Source organism: Brevibacterium sp. UCMA 11754 (assembly GCF_021532275.1).
In the GTDB taxonomy this organism is placed as follows: Bacteria; Actinomycetota; Actinomycetes; order Actinomycetales; family Brevibacteriaceae; genus Brevibacterium.
In genome coordinates this window covers 212,764-230,218 of record NZ_JACBOT010000025.1, presented here as the reverse complement: position 1 = coordinate 230,218, position 17,455 = coordinate 212,764, and the positions used below count along the sequence as shown (strand labels likewise).

16 protein-coding genes and 2 pseudogenes are annotated in these 17,455 nt (G+C 64.5%); 14 read left to right on the top strand and 4 right to left on the bottom strand.

Going from position 1 to position 17,455, the window contains the following annotated elements:
• Together HX613_RS14755 and coaA are read right to left on the bottom strand one after the other, a co-directional pair.
• Positions 1-1,603, bottom strand: a pseudogene (locus tag HX613_RS14755) (ABC transporter ATP-binding protein); the annotation flags it as partial.
• 153 nt (positions 1,604-1,756) lie between these two features.
• Positions 1,757-2,793 (bottom strand): annotated as a pseudogene (gene coaA / locus HX613_RS14750) (type I pantothenate kinase).
• A 143-nt stretch (positions 2,794-2,936) separates the two neighbouring features.
• Between coaA and glmS the strand changes: the two are divergent.
• The 10 genes from glmS (at position 2,937) to HX613_RS14700 (ending at position 12,450) form a co-directional block, all read left to right on the top strand.
• Entirely contained in the window at positions 2,937-4,811 is a 1,875-nt protein-coding gene (gene glmS / locus HX613_RS14745; RefSeq protein ID WP_235346004.1) for a glutamine--fructose-6-phosphate transaminase (isomerizing), read from the top strand.
• A gap of 59 nt (positions 4,812-4,870) precedes the next feature.
• A complete protein-coding gene (locus tag HX613_RS14740; RefSeq protein WP_235346003.1) occupies positions 4,871-5,293 on the top strand; it encodes a holo-ACP synthase in 423 nt (140 codons plus the stop codon).
• Between the two features lie 214 nt (positions 5,294-5,507).
• Positions 5,508-5,696: a hypothetical protein gene (locus HX613_RS14735; RefSeq protein WP_235346002.1), complete on the top strand. Its 189-nt coding sequence runs from the start codon at positions 5,508-5,510 to the stop codon at positions 5,694-5,696.
• A gap of 28 nt (positions 5,697-5,724) precedes the next feature.
• Positions 5,725-6,300: a Fic/DOC family protein gene (locus HX613_RS14730; protein WP_235346001.1), complete on the top strand. Its 576-nt coding sequence runs from the start codon at positions 5,725-5,727 to the stop codon at positions 6,298-6,300.
• 95 nt (positions 6,301-6,395) lie between these two features.
• On the top strand, positions 6,396-7,670 hold the full coding sequence (locus HX613_RS14725; RefSeq protein ID WP_235346000.1) for a M20 metallopeptidase family protein: 1,275 nt from the start codon (positions 6,396-6,398) through the stop codon (positions 7,668-7,670).
• 10 nt (positions 7,671-7,680) lie between these two features.
• Positions 7,681-9,318 carry an NAD(P)H-hydrate dehydratase gene (locus HX613_RS14720; protein WP_235345999.1) on the top strand — a complete coding sequence of 546 codons (1,638 nt, stop codon included), beginning with the start codon at positions 7,681-7,683 and terminating at the stop codon, positions 9,316-9,318.
• An 89-nt stretch (positions 9,319-9,407) separates the two neighbouring features.
• Positions 9,408-10,631 (top strand): alanine racemase, encoded by a 1,224-nt coding sequence (alr, locus tag HX613_RS14715; RefSeq protein WP_235345998.1) that lies wholly within the window; start codon positions 9,408-9,410, stop codon positions 10,629-10,631.
• On the top strand, positions 10,631-11,284 hold the full coding sequence (tsaE, locus tag HX613_RS14710) for a tRNA (adenosine(37)-N6)-threonylcarbamoyltransferase complex ATPase subunit type 1 TsaE (RefSeq protein WP_235345997.1): 654 nt from the start codon (positions 10,631-10,633) through the stop codon (positions 11,282-11,284). Before alr ends, tsaE begins: the two co-directional genes overlap by 1 nt.
• Complete coding sequence (tsaB, locus tag HX613_RS14705) at positions 11,281-11,964, top strand: tRNA (adenosine(37)-N6)-threonylcarbamoyltransferase complex dimerization subunit type 1 TsaB (protein ID WP_235345996.1); 684 nt, start codon at positions 11,281-11,283, stop codon at positions 11,962-11,964. Before tsaE ends, tsaB begins: the two co-directional genes overlap by 4 nt.
• A 24-nt stretch (positions 11,965-11,988) precedes the next feature.
• The gene (locus tag HX613_RS14700; RefSeq protein WP_235345995.1) at positions 11,989-12,450 is read left to right on the top strand and encodes a GNAT family N-acetyltransferase; all 462 of its coding nucleotides are present in this window, start codon (positions 11,989-11,991) and stop codon (positions 12,448-12,450) included.
• 67 nt (positions 12,451-12,517) lie between these two features.
• Here HX613_RS14700 and HX613_RS14695 read toward each other — a convergent pair whose 3' ends face one another.
• Both HX613_RS14695 and HX613_RS14690 read right to left on the bottom strand, forming a co-directional pair.
• Positions 12,518-13,153 (bottom strand): LysE family translocator, encoded by a 636-nt coding sequence (locus HX613_RS14695; protein WP_235345994.1) that lies wholly within the window; start codon positions 13,151-13,153, stop codon positions 12,518-12,520.
• Positions 13,154-13,243: 90 nt separating this feature from the next.
• Positions 13,244-13,999 (bottom strand): biliverdin-producing heme oxygenase, encoded by a 756-nt coding sequence (locus tag HX613_RS14690; RefSeq protein ID WP_235345993.1) that lies wholly within the window; start codon positions 13,997-13,999, stop codon positions 13,244-13,246.
• A 142-nt stretch (positions 14,000-14,141) separates the two neighbouring features.
• Between HX613_RS14690 and HX613_RS14685 the strand changes: the two genes are divergently transcribed.
• Genes HX613_RS14685 through HX613_RS14670 form a run of 4 tightly spaced genes read left to right on the top strand, consistent with a single transcriptional unit; the run spans position 14,142 to position 17,359 of the window.
• Entirely contained in the window at positions 14,142-15,089 is a 948-nt protein-coding gene (locus HX613_RS14685; RefSeq protein ID WP_235345992.1) for an aldo/keto reductase, read from the top strand.
• Positions 15,086-15,709 carry a hypothetical protein gene (locus HX613_RS14680; protein WP_235345991.1) on the top strand — a complete coding sequence of 208 codons (624 nt, stop codon included), beginning with the start codon at positions 15,086-15,088 and terminating at the stop codon, positions 15,707-15,709. Before HX613_RS14685 ends, HX613_RS14680 begins: the two co-directional genes overlap by 4 nt.
• Complete coding sequence (gene tsaD, locus HX613_RS14675; RefSeq protein ID WP_235345990.1) at positions 15,706-16,785, top strand: tRNA (adenosine(37)-N6)-threonylcarbamoyltransferase complex transferase subunit TsaD; 1,080 nt, start codon at positions 15,706-15,708, stop codon at positions 16,783-16,785. The genes HX613_RS14680 and tsaD overlap by 4 nt, the downstream gene beginning before the upstream one ends.
• Positions 16,763-17,359 carry an NUDIX domain-containing protein gene (locus tag HX613_RS14670; protein ID WP_235345989.1) on the top strand — a complete coding sequence of 199 codons (597 nt, stop codon included), beginning with the start codon at positions 16,763-16,765 and terminating at the stop codon, positions 17,357-17,359. The genes tsaD and HX613_RS14670 overlap by 23 nt, the downstream gene beginning before the upstream one ends.
• The last annotated feature ends 96 nt before the right edge of the window (positions 17,360-17,455 follow it).

Sequence of the window (17,455 nt, the reverse complement as noted above, 5' to 3'; positions counted from 1 at the left end):
CCTCATCGAGGACGACGACCTCTGGGGCGGCCAACAGCATCCGAGCGATCGTCAGACGCTGACGCTCACCACCGGAGAGTCTGTAGCCGCGCTCACCGACGATCGTGTCCAGGCCATCGGCAGCGAGGCGATGACGTCGTGGAGCTGCGCGCCGTCGATGGCCTCATACAGTTTCGGCATCCGTGGCCCCCGGCTTCGCCAAGGACAGGTTCGCCCGGATGGATTCGTGGAACACGTGCCCGTCCTGAGTGACCACGCCGACGGTGCTGCGCAGCGTCTGGGCCGACAGCTCGCGCACGTCGACCCCACCGATCGTGATCGACCCGGAGGTGACGTCGTAGAGACGGGGGAGCAGCGAGGCGATCGTCGACTTCCCAGCGCCCGAGGAGCCGACCAGGGCGACGGTATGCCCAGCTGGGATCGTGAAGTTCAGGGCGTGCAGGACCTCGTCGCCGCCTCTGGTGTCGAGCACAGAGACGTCCTCGAGGCTGGCGAGGCTGACCTGTTCGGCGCTGGGGTAGGCGAAGTCGACGTTAGAGAACGTCACGTCAAGACCGCCGGAGGGCAGTGACTTCGGTGCCTTGGGTTCCTTGATGAGGGGGACCAAGTCGAGGACCTCGAATACGCGCTGGAAGCTGACGACGGCGCTCATGATGTCCAGGCGAGCGTTGGCCAGCATGGTCAGCGGCGTATAGAGCCGGGTCAGGAGCAGTGCGAGGGTGACGACCTGGCCGGCGTTGAGATTGCCCACGACCGCCTGGGCACCGCCGATGCCGTAGACGAGGGCCAAGGCGAGGGCGGAGACGAGCGTCAGCGAAGACACGAACGTCGACTGCAGCATGGCCACCTTGACGCCGATGTCGCGGACCTGAGCGGCACGGTCGGAGAACTCCTCGTTCTCGGTCTTGGGGTTGCCGAAGAGCTTGACCAGGGTCGCACCTCCCGCAGAGAACCGTTCGGTCATCCGCGTCGACATGCTTGCAGAGTTGTCTGCGGCCTGGAACTGCAGGGAGGCGAGCTTTCCGCTGAGAAGCTTGGTGGGGATGATGAAGAGCGGCAGCAGCAGGATCGACATGACGGTGACCTGCCAGGAGATGGTGACCATCACGCCGACGGTCAGCACCAGGGAGACGAAGTTCGACACGATGCCCGACAGCGTGTTGGAGAACGCACGCTGGGCTCCGATGACATCGGTGTTCAGACGGGAGACCAGGGCCCCGGTGCGGGTGCGATTGAAGAACGCGATCGGCATCTTCTGCACATGGTCGTAGACCGCGGTGCGCAGATCGAAGATGAGACCCTCGCCGATCTGCGAAGAGAGGTACCTGTTGAAGATCGAGATCGCGGCGTCCGCGATCGCCAGACCTCCGATCGCCACGGCCAGCCAGATGACGGTCTCGACGGGTCCGCCACTGGTGATCGCGTTGACGACGTCACCGGCGAGGACGGGGTTGAGGACGCCGATGACGGCCGTGCCGACGGACAGTGTGAGGAAGACGATGAGCTTCTTCTTGTGCCTGGTCGCGAACGAGGCGATGCGACGGTAGGTGCCCGGCTTGATCGAGGTCTGCGGAGTCCTCTTACTCGACACCGAGGTGTACATCACCCTGTGCGCTGACTGCATACTCATCTCGTCGCCTCCCTCACCCGGCCCTTCCCGGGCAGGTCCGAATGTTCACAGACTTCAACCTCCGAACCTGCAGATCTATTTCGCAATCAGCTCAGGGCGAAGTTCCACCGTGAAGCAGCCGACCATTCAGAGCTTGCGCAGCTGGACCTTGCGGATCGTGTGGTCATCCGATTTGTGGAGCACGAGGTCGGCACGCCCCCGGCTGGGCTGGACGTTCTCACGCAGATTGGGAAGTTGATCGAATCCCAGATCTCCGTGGCCAGGGTGATCGCCTCGTCGTCGTCGAGCTTCGAATAGCGGTGGAAGTAGGAGTCCGTGTCCTGGAAGGCACCGTGCTTGAGCTTGAGGAAGCGGGAGATGTACCACTGTCGGATGTCGCGGGAACGGGCATCGACATAGACGGAGAAGTCGAAGTAGTCGCTGATCGACAGGCCCAGGGTCCCGTCGCTGCGGGGCCGGGCGGGCTGGAGGACGTTGAGGCCTTCGACGATGAGGACATCGGGGGAGCGGACAACCACCTCGGCGCCGGGGACGATGTCATAGGTGTGGTGCGAGTACACGGGGGCACGCACCTCGGGGGATCCGGATTTCACGGCGGAGATGAACCGCAGCAGTTTGCGCCGGTCATAGGACTCAGGGAAGCCCTTGCGCCCTGTGAGCCGTCGGCGGTCGAGTTCGGCGTTCGGGTAGAGGAAGCCGTCGGTGGTGATGAGCTCGACGCGAGGGGTGTCGGGCCAGCGGGCCAGGAGTTCGCGCAGGACACGAGCGGTCGTCGACTTGCCGACGGCGACGGACCCGGCCACGCCGATGACGAAGGGGGTGCGCTTGGCCTCCTGCGGTTCGAGCCCGATCTCGTGCAATGGGGAGAAGAACTCCCTCGTCATATCGTGCTTGGCACGGCGGGCGGAGACGTAGAGGTTGAGCAGCCGTGACAGGGGCAGGTACACCTGAGCCACCTCGTCGAGGTTGATTCGATCACCCAGACCGCGCAGACGTTCGATGTCACGCTGCTTCAGCGGCAGGGGAGTGGCTTGGGCCAGGGTGCCCCAGACGTCGCGGTCGAACTCCCAGAACGGGGACGTCGGTTCGACCTCGGGTTTGCGTCCTGTATTGAGGCCGGCCAGGCGTCGCGCGCGGTCAAGGATGGGATCGACATGAGACATGGGCACAATTGTGTCATGCGTCATGTCGGGCCGGTTCGCCGAGGTGGTCCGTGAGATTCCGAACGTGCCCTTCGTGATCGCCGAGGTGGTGGTCGGGTAGGTCGATTCCACGTTTCTTGACTCGACTGCGTAAAATTCCACTCATGTGTGGAATCGTTGGTTATGTATCCAAAGCAGACGTTGACAATGCTGATCACTCGGCGCTCGATGTGGTGCTCAGCGGACTGAAACGGCTCGAATATCGGGGCTATGACTCTGCGGGAGTCGCCCTTGTCACTCCCGCCGGTGATCTGGAGTCCGCGAAGAAGGCGGGCAAGCTCTCGGCGCTGACCGACGAGCTCGAGGTCAACCCCCTGCCGAAGGCCCAGACCGGCATCGGACACACCAGGTGGGCCACCCACGGTGGACCGACCGACCTCAACGCCCACCCGCATGTGGCCGACGGTGGAAAGCTGGCGCTGATCCACAACGGCATCATCGAGAACTTCGCTCAGCTCAAGCGCGATCTCACCGCCGACGGTGCGCAATTCCAGTCAGAGACCGACACCGAGGTTGCGGCCGCTCAACTGGCCAAGAACTTCCAGGAGACCGGCGACCTGACGAAGGCCATGCGCGTGACCGCCACCCAGCTCGAAGGCGCCTTCACGCTGCTGGCAGTCCACGCCGACGCTCCCGGACAGGTCGTCGCCGCACGCCGCAACTCGCCCCTGGTCATCGGCCTGGGTGAGGGAGAGAACTTCCTCGGCTCCGACGTCGCCGCCTTCATCGACTACACCCGCACCGCAGTCGAGATCGGTCAGGACCAGGTCGTGACCATCACCCCGGACTCAGTGGTCATCACGGACAACGACGGCAACGAGGTCGACGGTGTGCAGTACGAGGTCGACTGGGACGCCGCTGCTGCGGAAAAGGGCGGATTCCCCTCGTTCATGGACAAGGAGATCCACGACCAGCCACAGGCCGTCGCCGACACCCTGCTGGGCCGCCTCGACATCGACGGCAAGCTCACCCTCGATGAGATGCACATCGACGAGACGGTGCTCAAGACCATCGACAAGATCGTCGTCATCGCCTGCGGCACCGCAGCCTACGCCGGCCAGGTCGCCAAGTACGCCATCGAACACTGGTGCCGCGTGCCCGTCGAGGTCGAGCTCGCCCACGAGTTCCGCTACCGTGACCCTGTTGTGACGGAGAAGACCCTCGTCGTGGCGATCTCCCAGTCGGGAGAGACCATGGACACGACCATGGCCGTGCGCCACGCACGTCAGCAGGGCGCGAAGGTCATCGCCATCTGCAACACCTTCGGCTCGACCATTCCCCGCGAATCCGATGCCGCACTGTACACGCACGCCGGTCCGGAGATCGCGGTCGCCTCGACGAAGGCCTTCCTGTCCCAGGTTGTGGCCTGCTATCTGCTGGGCCTCTACCTGGCACAGCTGCGGGGCAACAAGTTCCGCGACGAGATCACCACCATCCTCGCAGAGCTGCAGACCATCCCGGAGAAGGTTCAGAGCGTCCTCGACAACGGCAAGCAGCAGGTGCTCGAGCTCGCCCGTCGCAACCAGGACGTCGGCTCTGTGCTGTTCCTGGGCCGCCATGTGGGCTTCCCCGTGGCCATGGAGGGTGCGCTCAAGCTCAAGGAGCTCGCCTACATCCACGCCGAGGGCTTCGCCGCCGGTGAGCTCAAGCACGGGCCGATCGCACTCATCGACGACGGCCAGCTCGTCATCATCGTCGTGCCCAGCAAGCGCGGCCGCGATTCGCTGCACGCCAAGGTCATCTCGAACATCCAGGAAGTCCGGGCCCGCGGCGCGAACACCGTCGTCATCGCCGAGGAAGGGGATGAAGAGGTCCGCGAGTTCGCCTCCGAGGTCATCTACGTTCCCCAGACGACGACGCTCATGGCGCCGCTGCTGACAACGGTTCCGCTGCAGATCTTCGCGATGGAACTGGCCACGGCCAAGGGCCTCGACGTGGATCAGCCACGCAACCTGGCCAAATCCGTGACCGTGGAGTAGGCAGACCACGACAACCGGATCACGTGTCCCAGCGGGAGGCGTGCGAAAAGGGGAGAGATATGGCGATTCTGGGAATCGGAACCGACATCGCAGATGTGCCGCGCTTCGCCGAGCACATCGAGCGGGTCCCAGAATTGCTCGATCGGCTGCTCACCCCTGCCGAACAGCGGGGGCGCACCGGCAGACGCCGGACGGATGCCTCCTTGGCAGCGAGATTCTCCGCCAAGGAGGCTCTGAAGAAGGCGATCGGCTTCCCCGGGTGGCTTCCCTGGCAATCCGCCGAGGTGGTCCCCGCCAGGTCCGGTGCGCCCTCATTCCGCCTGCGAGGGCTGGTGCTCGAGCACTTCCACCGCATCGGCGCCACGAACATCCACCTCTCCATCACCCATGATGCGAACCTCACCATGACCTTCGTCATCGTCGAAGGTGACGGGCCATCGCTGAGTCCCAGCGTGGAATGGGATGCTGAGCATTTCGGCTGAGGTCGAAGCCGGAACCGTGCAAGCAGCTCGGCCTCTGTGCTTGTTCGAGACATCGAAAGTGGTTCAGTGGCGAAGAGGGAAAGATGCCGAGATTTTGGCAGCAAAAGCCGTGCGCAAATCATGAGAGCAGCAAAACGTGAAGCCTGCCGTACTTGCACTCCAACTGGTAAAATCAATGGTGGAAACATTGACTAGCGGGAAGGTCGGTTTCACGATGACAACTCTCACGAGCGTCGGTCAGGCGGTTCGCGCTGCCCACGTTGCTGAAAGTGCCCACAGCGGCGAGATGGAAGGATTTTCGGTCACCACCGAAACTCAAGCGGACGCCGAGAGCTACATCGACGGAGCCATCGACGCCGATGAGCTTGTGGCTCGAACCCGCGCACGGCATGGCCTTTCCTGACCCATACATAGATCCCGCGACAGGGATCTTGCGCAACAAGGTCAACGCACAGTCTCAGGTCGCTCTCGACATGGCCGAGGGCGACCTCGTTTATGCCCGGATGATTCAGCTTCTCATTTCCCCACCTGAGCCGACGGGTGACCTGACTGAACTGTCCGCCATTCATCGGCACCTATTTCAGGACCTCTACGATTGGGCAGGGAAGATCCGCACTGTTGACATTCGTAAGCCCATCGAGGGAGCGACCCCATTCATACCGGTGTCCTTCGTTCATCGCGGAGGGCAGCACGCGGCCGAGGATCTACACAACGACAACGATCTCAAAGGGCTCAGTCGGGACCAGTTCGTCTCGCGTCTCGCCCATCACTACGACCAGTTCAACTATATTCACCCGTTTCGAGAAGGCAACGGTCGAACACAGCGATTCATGTTCAGCCGCATCGCACACGACGCAGGATGGAACCTTGACTGGCAGCGAGTCACAGGTGTGACTAACGACCATGCCTCACGTATCGCGACAGATCAGCAGGATTTCCAGCCCTTGGAAGCTATGTTCGACCAAATCGTCGAGAAAACAGTCCCGCAAGCTGAGCAAGACGGTTAGTGGGTGCAGCTCAGGGTATCCGGCTAAGTGACACGCACCCTGTCGACGATTTGGTGGACAGGCAGCCTCAAAGAGAACGGGAATAGACTCGAGCCATGAGCTCTCCTTCCAACACCGACACCTCCCACACCGAGACCGCCCTCGACATCCACCTGCCCACCGCTGAGGACGCAGCGGACATCGCGGACGGGTTGGTCGCTCTGCGCCGGGCACTGCATGAGAACGCCGAGGTGGGGCTTGATCTGCCCATCACCCAGAAACTTGTCCTCGACGCAATCGAAGGCCTCGACATCGAGGTGACGAAGGGCAACGGACTCTCCTCGCTTGTCGTCGTCCTCCGCGGTGGTCAGCGCGCCGAGGATTCGACCGGTGTCGTCCCCGCAGTGCTGCTGCGCGGAGACATGGACGGCCTGCCCGTGCCGGAGGCGACAGGCTTCGACTTCGCGGCCACGACCGGGCGGATGCACGCCTGCGGCCACGACCTGCACACGACCGGCCTGGTCGGTGCCCTCAAACTTCTCCACCGTGACCGGGACTCCCTGCCCGGAGACGTCGTCTTCATGTTCCAGCCCGGCGAAGAAGGCTATGACGGGGCCGGGAAGATGATTGAGGAGGGTGTCCTCGATGCCGCGGGTCCCAGGGTGAAGGCTGCCTTCGGCATTCACGTCTCCGCAGACCAGGACCTCGGCGTCGCCTACTGCCGACAAGGGTCGTACATGGCGGCGTTTTCGAAGATGTCCATCACCGTCCGCGGCAAAGGCACCCACGCCTCCCGCCCGGCAACCGGCCGCGATCCCATCCAGGTCGGTGCGATGCTCGTCGGTCAGCTCCAGGAATACGTGACCAGGCGCTTCGACATCTTCGACCCCCTGGTCATCACCGTCGGCCAGTTCAACGGCGGCACCGCCCCGAACGTGATCCCCGACTTCGCGCAGCTCGTCGTCAGCATCCGCACCTTCTCCGATGAGGTCACCACACGAGCCGAGGCCGAATTGCCGCAGCTGGTCACCGAGCTGGTCGCCGCCCACGGACTGGATGCCGAGGTCGACTACGAGCGAGTGCTGCCACCGACGATCAACAATGACGACGAAGCCGACTTCTTCCTCGAAACCTTCGCCGATCTCTTCGGACCAGACCGCGCCGTTGTCCGACCGAACCCGATCCCCGGCTCCGAGGACTTCTCCCGCGTGCTCGAACAGGTCCCCGGCGCGTACGGCCACTTCGGTGTGGCCCTGCCGAACCTGCCCGTCGAGGAGCGCGAAGCCAACCACTCGCCCCGAGCCCGTCACAGCGACGAGGGACTGGCCGATCAGGCACTGTTCCTGGCCCACCTGGCCGGGCGCAGGCTCGCTCGTCTGGCCCAGGACTGAGGAGGCACTGATGTCAGTCTTCGCCTATCCCAGCACCGTCATCGTCGAGGCCGAACGACCCCTTCTCGACGCGGGCGTCGACCTGATGGCTCGCGCTTCTCGCGCCTTGGCCCACTTCTGCGCCGATGTGCTGCGAGAGTCTCGGGGTCAGATCTTCGGCTCCCGTGTGTGCGTGTTCGCAGGTCCTGGCAACAACGCCGGAGACGCACTGTTCGCCGCCGCGGCACTGGCCCGGCGCGGGGCTCACATCACCGTCGTCACACTCTTCGAGCGCACCCACGATGAGGGACTGGCCGCGGCTCGTCGGGCCGGAGCCAGTGTCATCGGCTTCCCAAGTCAGGAAGAGACCGCTGGCCCGAGCGTCGAGGCGCCTGGCCAGTGCAGTGCCGAGGTCGGGGCACAACTACGCGCCGATGTGCTGCGGGAACTCTCCCGGTCCGATCTCGTCCTCGACGGCATGCTCGGCACCGGTGGCCGACGTGGCCTGCCCGAGCATATCGCCGCGCTCATTCGCGACTGGCGACACTCCGCCAGAACAAACAGTGCTGCCGGCGCCGGCACATCCAGGTCCGGTGCCGGCACGTCTACCCCACAGACGCTCATCGCTGTCGACATCCCGTCCGACCTGTCCCCGGCCGAAGCAGGATCCGAAGACAGAATCCACGCCGACCACACCGTGACCTTCGGCGGACTCAAAGCCGAGCTGATCGACCCCCGCGTCGCCGCATTCACCGGCACCGTCCACCTCGTCGACATCGGCCTCGAACTGCACGAGAACCAGGCCACCGCCGAGGTCGTCGACACCGATGATCTCAACGCGGACTTCCCCCGCCCCCAACCGGACGGCCACAAATACTCCCGCGGAGTCGTCGGCATCCTCGCCGGGTCCGAGGAGTACCCGGGTGCAGGAGTGCTGACCACCACCTCGGCGGTCAACTGCGGGGTCGGCATGGTCCGGTCCTTGGGGTCCCAGATGGTCGCCGAATACGTCATCGGCCTCCACGCCGAGGTGGTCACCGCCTCGGGCCGCATGAACGCCGTGGTCATGGGCCCAGGTAACCCGGAGGACGAATACGTCCACGCCTGCGTCGACGCGTTGGCGAACACGAACGTTCCCGTCGTCCTCGACGCCGGGGCACTGGACATGGTCGGTCGCGCAGAGTCGGTCAAGGGCACGTGGCTGGCAGAGAGACCCGTGGTCCTGACTCCGCACGCCGGCGAGCTGGCTCGGCTGCTCAGCCGGCTGCTGGGCGAGATCATCACCTCGAGCCGAATCAACGCCGACCCCATCGGCTGGGCGCAGAGAGCCGCACAGTCCAGCGGCTGCATCGTCCTGCTCAAGGGACACCAGACCGTCATCGCCGCCCCGGACGGGTTCTGCGTGCTCCCCGAGGTCGGACCGGCCAGCCTGGCCACCGCAGGGTCCGGGGACGTGCTGGCCGGGATCATCGGTGCTCTGGTCGCGACCTTCCACGCGAAGAATCAGCATGAGCCAGCGCTGCCGGAACGCGAACTGGCCCACATCGTCGGACTCGGCGTGCTGGTGCACAATGCTGCGGGTCGACGGGCTGTGAACGCCGGAGCACTCGGCGATGCCGTCGCCGAGGTGGCAGGGGAGCTCATCCACGGAGGATCCCTGGTCGAGTGAGAGGATCCCTGATCGAGTGAGCAGATCCCTGATCGAGTCAGCGGGTCCCTGTCGGAATGAAAGATGACGGTCCACGGTATTCTTATTCAGTGACATCAACCGATACTTCAGGGGCACTGGTGAGGGCCGAGATAGACGTGGCCGCGCTGCAGGCCAACGCCGCGGCCCTCGCCGAACGGCTCGCTCCCGCCCGACTCAAATGCGTCGTCAAGGCCAACGCCTACGGCCACGGCATCGACATCGTCGCCCCGGCGCTGTTCGCCGCCGGGTGGCGGGACTTCTGCGTGGCCACCGTCAGTGAGGCGCTGCACCTGCGGGAGCTGCTGGGAGACGACGTCACCATCACAGCATGGCTGTACGGACCGACCACTGACCTCGACGCTGCCGTCGCCGCCGGGATCGAGCTGGGCGTGTCCACAGTGGACAGCCTCGATCGGCTGCGAGACGCGGCCCGCCGTACGAACTCCACCGCCCGCCTCCACCTCAAGGTCGACACCGGGCTCGGCCGCAACGGCCTGGCTCCTGCGGACTGGAAGCGTGCACTCGAGAAGCTGCGGAGCCTGGATGCCCGGCCGGAGTCGGATGAGGCTGATGCGAGGTCGGTTGCCCCGGGTCTTGAAATCGTGGGCATCATGAGCCACTACGCCGTCGCGGACGAACCCGAACGTGTCGAGACCGCGCAGCAGACGCACGTCTTCGACTCAGCCCACCGGGAGCTCACGGCGGTGCTCGACGAGGCCCAGGGCCGCCTCGGCGAATCGGATGGACTCGAGGTCCACATTGCGAACTCGCCGGCCGCGCTGACACTCTCACCGCTCCCGGGCACCTCGGCTCGGGTGGGCCTGTCACTGTACGGTCTCTCCCCACTCGACGATCAGACTGCCCAGGACCTGGGACTGGTGCCGGTGATGCGACTGGTCTCCCAGATCGTCAATCTCAAGGACGTCCCCAGCGGTCACGGCGCCTCCTATGGGCTCACGTTCACAGCGGCGGCCGACACCCGGTTCGCGCTGGTTCCCGGCGGCTACGGCGACGGGCTCGCTCGCTCGGCATCGAATAGGGCCGAGGTCTCCATCCGCGGCACCCGCTATCCCGTCATCGGTCGGATCGCGATGGATCAGATGATCGTCGAGGTCGGTGCCGGCGAGGTCGCCATCGGCGATGAGGTCGTCATCTTCGGCCCCGACGGTCCCAGCGCGGCCGAATGGGGGACCTGGGCCGATACGATCAACTACGAGATCGTCACTCGCATCAGTGAACGCGTCGACCGCATGGAAGTGGAGCCACAACCTGTCGACGGCGGAGGTCTGTGATGAGACTTCAGCTGAGCTCCCTTGACCAGATGAGGACCTTCGCCGAGGTGCTTGCCGGGCACCTGCGGGCAGGTGATCTCCTCATCCTCAGCGGCAACCTCGGCGCGGGGAAGACGACCTTCACGCAGTCCCTGGGGCGGGCCTTGGGAGTCGCCGGGCGGATCACCTCACCCACCTTCGTCATCGCCCGCGAACACCCTTCACTGAGCGACGGTCCTGCGCTCGTGCACGTCGACGCCTACCGAATCTCCGACGCCGAGGAGCTCGGGGACCTCGACCTCGACTCGGAGCTCGACGAGTCGATCACCGTCGTCGAATGGGGTGCGGGACTCGCCGAACAGCTGAGCAGCGACTACCTCGGACTGACGATCACGCCGATGTTCGACCTCGCTGCAGACGCAGCAGATGGAGCAGAGCGCGCGGCAGGATCGAACGCAGTCACCGAGGCTGACGAGGATGACGCCGACGAGGCTGACGGGGACGAGGATGCTGACGAGGACGAACGCCGCCTTATTGAACTGCACGGCCACGGCAGCTCCTGGGATGCACGGCTGCAGCAGGTGAGAGACTCGCTCCGGACCCTGGCAGGTGCGATCGAGGTCAGCGAATTCGACGGGTCAGATGGGTCCATCGACGAGGAGGACAGCCAGTGATCATACTCAGCATCGATACCTCCCAAGCCGCCTCGGTGGCTCTGGTCGACACCGAATCCGGGACCGTCCTGGCGGCAGAGCAAGCCGATGACCAGCGCAGGCACGTCGAGTTCATCGGACCTGCTCTGGCCAAGGTGCTTGCGCATTCGGCTCAGCCTGACCTCGTCGTCACCGGAATCGGTCCGGGACCATTCACCGGGCTGCGCGTGGGCATCGCCGCAGCCATCGCGGTCGGTCAGGCTCGTGGGATCCCGGTCAGGGGCCTTCTGTCCCAGGCCGCTCTCGCCGAGGAGCTGCGTCGAACGAATGCTCAGACCAAAGGGCCGGTGCTCATCGCCGCGGACGCACGACGCAAGGAAGTCTATTTCAGCGTCTACGAGAGCTGCGACGCGTCGCTGCAGGCCGGACCCTTCGTTGCGAAGCCTGCCGAGGTCGACGGTGTCCTCGCAGCTGAAGGCCAGACGGACATCAGTGGTCGCCTCGGCCGCGGACTTCTCCTCTATCCCGAGGTCCTCGGGCAGTCCAGGTTCCCTGCGATCGTCGACCCACGCGCTGAATACCTCGCGTTTGCCGCAGCCAGCGAGATCGCGGCCGGGCGAGAGCTCGCCGAACCGGTTCCCGAATACCTGCGCGAGCCCGACGCCAAGTCGACACCGGTGCGTGAGAGCCCTCTGAAATGAGCCCACTGAAATGAGTGCAGGGAGATGAGCACGGGCGCGGCGCACGAACAGGCAGGCATCGATGAACTGCGCTGGTGGGATCTGGAGGAGGTCGCGGACCATGATGCCGCCGTCTTCGGCCCCACCGCGTGGACGCTGACGTACTACTGGGCTGTGAAGGCTCAGGCTGGAACGGCGATGTTCGCGGCACGGACCCCCACCTCGGCGTTGGCCGGGTGGATCGTGATGTCAGCCGCTGGCGGTGAAGCGGACGTCATGACCATTGCCACCACCGAGGTTGGACGCGGTCAGGGCATCGCGCGAGAGCTGCTCCGGGTCGGGATCGACTGGGCCCTGAGCCGAGGGGCCCAGGCCGTGCATCTCGAGGTTGATGAGCACAACGAACCGGCACTGGGCCTCTACCGTTCCTTCGGATTCTCCGAATGGGGCAGACGCCCCGACTACTACCCGGGTGCCGACGCGATCCTCATGCGCTTCCACCCATAGGGGAGAGTCGCCGGCCGCTCACAGACTCAAGCTGCGTGCAGTCGGCAGGCCACACACGGTGGTCGGTCTACGCCCGAGCTTCGGTCGCCAGACGCACGCCGAGTGCGATCATCACCGCGGCGCTCGTGCGATCGAGCCAGACCTTGACTCGTTCACGGGTAAGGATGCCGCGGGCACGGGTGGCAAGAAGAACGATGGCGGCGTGCCACACCGTGCCGATGGCCAGCGCGATGGCCACGAGCAGCACACCCCATCCGGCGGCCGTCGGGACTGTCGGCAGGAACTGGGGCAGGATGCTGATGTAGAAGACCCCGACCTTCGGGTTGAGGAGATTGCTGGTCATGCCGCTGCGGACCGCACTGACAGTGCTCTGTGAGGGAAGATCTTCAGCCTCGGTGGCCGTTGCTCGGTTGCGGGGCAGCGATTTCCAGATCGCGGTGCATCCGAGCCAGACCAGATAGCAGGCTCCGGCGATCCGCACCACGTCGTAGGCGAGGGTGGATGCAGCCAGCAGGGCTGTGAGGCCGATGAGGCTGGCGATCGCCCAGACGGCGTGACCCATTTCAACTCCGATGACGGCTGCGAAACCGGAGCGCCTGCCGTGAAGCAGTGTTGACCGGAGGACGATCATGAGATCGATCCCGGGTGTGGCAGCTCCGATCACGGCCACAAGGGCCCATGCCAACAGCTGGTGTGAATCCATGTTTGTCTCTCGAACTGTTCGTCGTTGCAGCGAGAATGCGGATTCAGCTTACATCCTTCGGTTCCGCCCTCAGGAGCAGCCGAGCACAGCTCAGGAGACAGACGAAGCAGCGGGACGGGTGGCAGCGGGACCGGCTGCGGCAGGACGGCCGGCCGTGTGACGGCCGGCCGTGTGACGGTCGGCTGCGTGACGGACGGCTGTGCGACGATCGGACAAGGACGTCAGCTCCGAAAGAAGTTCGCCATTGAGTTCGAACGCGGTCATCGTCTCATCGATGACGGTCTGCTCGTTCCCACCGGTGCCTGCGATGTCGTTGAGGCGCAGACGGTAGGAGTCCTTGTACGGTTTCGTCTTGCCGAGTTCGGTGAAGTCCCAGATCGTCAGCGCGCTGGCAGGAATGTCGTAGTGCCTGCCCATGAGCGCTCCGATGGCCTGCCCGCCGGAGAGATCGCCGAGGTAGCGCGTGTAGTGGTGCGCGATGACCTGCTCAGGCTTGTCGAGGTGGCCGAGATGACTCGCATATGCTTCGGCGCTGCGGGTGGTGGGCAGGTCTGAGTCGTTGAGCGTGAACTCCTCCGAGTCGGTGAGTTCCTGCAGGTCCCGGACGATGCGCTCAGCTCGGAACAGATTCGCATCGTGAAAAGGTGCAAAGATCGGGTCCTCGGCGAACTCCCGGGTCTTCGCCTCGAGGGCTGCGTAGATGACCGTGTACTGCTTGAGCAGGAGAGCGTAGGCGCGTGCGTCGAGCCTGCCCTCCATGAGATCGACCATGAAATTCGTGTGCTCGACCTCGTCGTGGATCGTGGCTGTGCTGGCCTTGAGGCGAGCTGAGAATGTTTCAGTCATGATGTTTCCTCATTGAGAGATCGATGATTCGGGAGTGTCGCGATGGTCAGGGCAACTACAGTGCTTGTTTTCATCTTAGTCTAGCCTGCCCTAACCTGCGCCCCATACCGCCGCAGGCCAGTGCCAAGGGTAGGCTGGAGCCATGGAAAGAGTGCAACTTGCTGACACGAATCTGATGGTCCACCCCCTGCATCTGGGCGGCAATCCCTTCGGTTGGGGTGCTGACCGGGATCAGAGTTTCGCAGTCCTCGACGCCTACGCCGAGGCGGGCGGAAACTTCATCGATACAGCGGATGCCTACTCCGTGTGGGTCGACGGCAACTCCGGCGGTGAGTCGGAGACCATCATCGGCGAATGGATGGCCTCGCGTGGCAACCGTGATGACATGGTCATCGCCACCAAGGTCGGAATGCATCCGAAGCACAAGGGGCTCGACCCAGCCAATATCCGCAAATGCATCGACTCCTCCCTGCGTCGTCTCGGCACGGACCACGTCGACGTCTACTACGCCCACGCCGACGACGAGAGCGTCGATCAGGTGGCGGTGGCGGAGACCTTCGACGCACTGGTGCGCTCCGGGAAGGTCAGCTACCTCGGCGCCTCGAATTTCACCTTGGATCGACTGCAGTCGGCCATGAAGATCAGCGCGAAGTACTCACTGGCGTGCTACCGCGTCGTCCAGGATCGGTACAACCTCGTTGCTCGCAGCGCGGTGGATGCACAGAAGCAGGCCTACCTGCGGTCCAACGGCATCGCGGAACTGCCCTTCCACTCCTTGGCCTCGGGATTCCTCACGGGAAAGCACACCGGCGGAGACTCCACCGGAAGCGTGCGCGGTGAACGCGTCGCCGACTTCCTCGAGAACCAAGAGGCTCTTCGCGCTCTTGAAATCCTCGACGACGTGGCCTCGGCGCACAACGCAACCATGACCGCAACCACACTGGCCTGGCAGCTGTCACACGATTTCATTCCCTCCACCATCGCCTCGGCACGGGTGCCCGAGCAGCTGAGCGAACTGCTCGCGGGAACCGAGCTGCAGCTGGCCGAGGACGAGATCACGGCCCTCAACGAAGCATGGGTGGAAGCATGACGAGCACGAGTCCACGCCTTGTGAAATGGGAGAACGGCACCGATCTTGTCATCGAGCTGCCGCTGGCGGTCGACATCGGGACCGTCTGGTCCAAGCTCGTCGACAGCGAAACCGCCAGGTCCTGGTTCGCGTCCTTCACCGTCGACGAAGCCGCAGCCGGCACTGACAGAGACGACTCTGAGAACAGTGACGGGGAGGATCCCAATCCTGCGATCACCTTCGACCTCGGTGAGACCACACTGAACGGTGAGATCCTCAGCTGCGAGGTTGAGGACCATGTCCTCGTCGAGCTCGATGACTTCGGCGTGCTGGGGATGGCGCTGCTCGCACTCGAACTGACGGACGGGGATGCGACCCTCCTGATCTTCACCCAGTCCGCGCCCGACGTCGAGAGCGCTCGTCTCAAGGCCGCGGATTTCGGGCCGATGTGGGACACCCACCTGCGCCTGTTCGCTCGGGTCCTGGGCCTCGACGTCGCCGAGGCCGGAGAGGACGAGCTGCTCGCACTCTATGCGGACCTCGAACTTGAGGACAGCGAAACGGATGACAGCGAAACGGATGACAGCGAAACGGATGACAGCGAAACGGACGACAGCGAGGACGGGGCGAACGGCAGATGAGCGAACCGCTGGTGCTGGGCATCGAATCATCCTGTGACGAAACCGGAGTCGGAATCGTTCGGGGCCGGACGCTGCTGACCAACACGGTCTCCTCCTCGATGGATGAACACGTTCGCTTCGGCGGTGTGGTCCCCGAGGTCGCCTCACGCGCACACGTCCAGGCCATCGGGCCAGCCATCGCCTCGGCCTGCGATCAGGCAGACATCGCGCTGAGCGACCTCGACGCCATCTCCGTGACCGCTGGCCCAGGCCTCAGCGGTGCGCTGATGGTCGGAGTCGGGGCCGCCAAGGGCCTCGCCGCGGCACTCAACCTGCCGCTCTACGGGGTCAACCACCTCGCCGCACATGTGGCGGTGGACCTCATCGCCGCCGACGTCGACGGACTGACCACTCCCACCATCGCACTCCTCGTCTCTGGTGGGCACACCGAGATCCTGCGCATCGGAGACCTCGTCGATGACATCGAACTCATCGGCGCCACGATCGACGATGCCGCCGGCGAAGCCTTCGACAAGACCGCACGGCTGCTGGGACTCAACTACCCGGGTGGGCCGAACATCTCAAAGGCCGCTCTCGGAGCGCTCGACGGAAGCGGAATCCCCGGTGACCGCACCGCTGTGAAGTTCCCCCGCGGACTGGCGAAGAAGCAGGATCTGCGCGATCCCGAACGTCGCTTCAACTTCTCGTTCTCCGGACTCAAGACCGCCGCACTGCGGGAGGTCACGAAGGCCGAAACACTGGGCACGGACCTACGGGTCGCCGACATCGCAGCAGGATTCGAGGACGCCGTCGTCGACGTCCTCGTGACCAAAACCCTGCTGGCGGCGGCCGACACCGGAATCAGCCACGTCGTCCTCGGCGGGGGAGTCGCCGCGAACTCCCACCTGCGCGCGGTCCTCGGAGCCAGATGCGCCGAGGCTGGGGTGGAGCTGAGGGTACCGCCGTTGAGTCTGTGCACGGACAACGGAGCCATGGTCGCAGCTCTCGGTGCCGAACTCGTCCGCCGTGGAATCGGACCCAGCGACCTGTCATTTGCCGCAGTCTCATCATTGGATGTCGATCATGTCCTCGTCTGACCCGAACGCCGGCGACCAGAACGCCTACACTCACGAACGCAGCGGTGCCTCACGCGATGAGACCGCATACGGTCCGAACTCGAAGGATCTGCCGGACTACCTGCCGCCTCGGCGATCAGGCGATGGATGGACTCTCGGCTCGGACGGGCAGAAGCACTGGGGGCTCAACGGGGCAGCAGGACTGATGCTGCTTGACCCTGCGCAGGGGATCCTCATGCAGCACCGCGCCCTGTGGTCGGTCGAGGGAGGAACCTGGGGCTTCCCCGGTGGCGCCCGTGACCTGGGCGAATCCGCTCTCGACGCGGCAGTCCGGGAGTCCTGGGAAGAAGCAGGTGTCCCCGACAGTGACGCCTCGGGGATCGAAGTCCTCGAGACCCATGTCCTCGACCTCGGGGACTGGTCGTACACGACGGTCATCGCCCGGGCCGTGCGTCATTTCGAACCGGTCATCAGTGATCCTGAGAGCATCGAGCTCGCCTGGGTGCCGATCGACGAGCTCACGGATCTCAAGCTGCACTCCGGTGTCGCTGCGTCCCTGCCGGAATTGCTGGAGCTCCTGCGCCCCTATCTGTGAGTCGCGGCCGTTGACGGGCCGCAGCGGACCCCGACGACGGCTTCATCGACAAGCGGGGCCAGCGTCGATAAACGCGTTTGGGCGTGCGTATCTCGA

Coding starts and splice junctions, on each gene's coding strand:
- tsaE (WP_235345997.1), top strand. CDS start 10,631: ATGAGACTTCAGCTGAGCTCCCTTGACCAGATGAGGACCTTCGCCGAG.
- HX613_RS14680 (WP_235345991.1), top strand. CDS start 15,086: ATGACGAGCACGAGTCCACGCCTTGTGAAATGGGAGAACGGCACCGAT.
- HX613_RS14735 (WP_235346002.1), top strand. CDS start 5,508: ATGACAACTCTCACGAGCGTCGGTCAGGCGGTTCGCGCTGCCCACGTT.
- glmS (WP_235346004.1), top strand. CDS start 2,937: ATGTGTGGAATCGTTGGTTATGTATCCAAAGCAGACGTTGACAATGCT.
- tsaD (WP_235345990.1), top strand. CDS start 15,706: ATGAGCGAACCGCTGGTGCTGGGCATCGAATCATCCTGTGACGAAACC.
- HX613_RS14690 (WP_235345993.1), bottom strand. CDS start 13,999: ATGACTGAAACATTCTCAGCTCGCCTCAAGGCCAGCACAGCCACGATC.
- HX613_RS14700 (WP_235345995.1), top strand. CDS start 11,989: ATGAGCACGGGCGCGGCGCACGAACAGGCAGGCATCGATGAACTGCGC.
- HX613_RS14670 (WP_235345989.1), top strand. CDS start 16,763: ATGTCGATCATGTCCTCGTCTGACCCGAACGCCGGCGACCAGAACGCC.
- HX613_RS14725 (WP_235346000.1), top strand. CDS start 6,396: ATGAGCTCTCCTTCCAACACCGACACCTCCCACACCGAGACCGCCCTC.
- HX613_RS14685 (WP_235345992.1), top strand. CDS start 14,142: ATGGAAAGAGTGCAACTTGCTGACACGAATCTGATGGTCCACCCCCTG.
- HX613_RS14720 (WP_235345999.1), top strand. CDS start 7,681: ATGTCAGTCTTCGCCTATCCCAGCACCGTCATCGTCGAGGCCGAACGA.
- HX613_RS14695 (WP_235345994.1), bottom strand. CDS start 13,153: ATGGATTCACACCAGCTGTTGGCATGGGCCCTTGTGGCCGTGATCGGA.
- HX613_RS14740 (WP_235346003.1), top strand. CDS start 4,871: ATGGCGATTCTGGGAATCGGAACCGACATCGCAGATGTGCCGCGCTTC.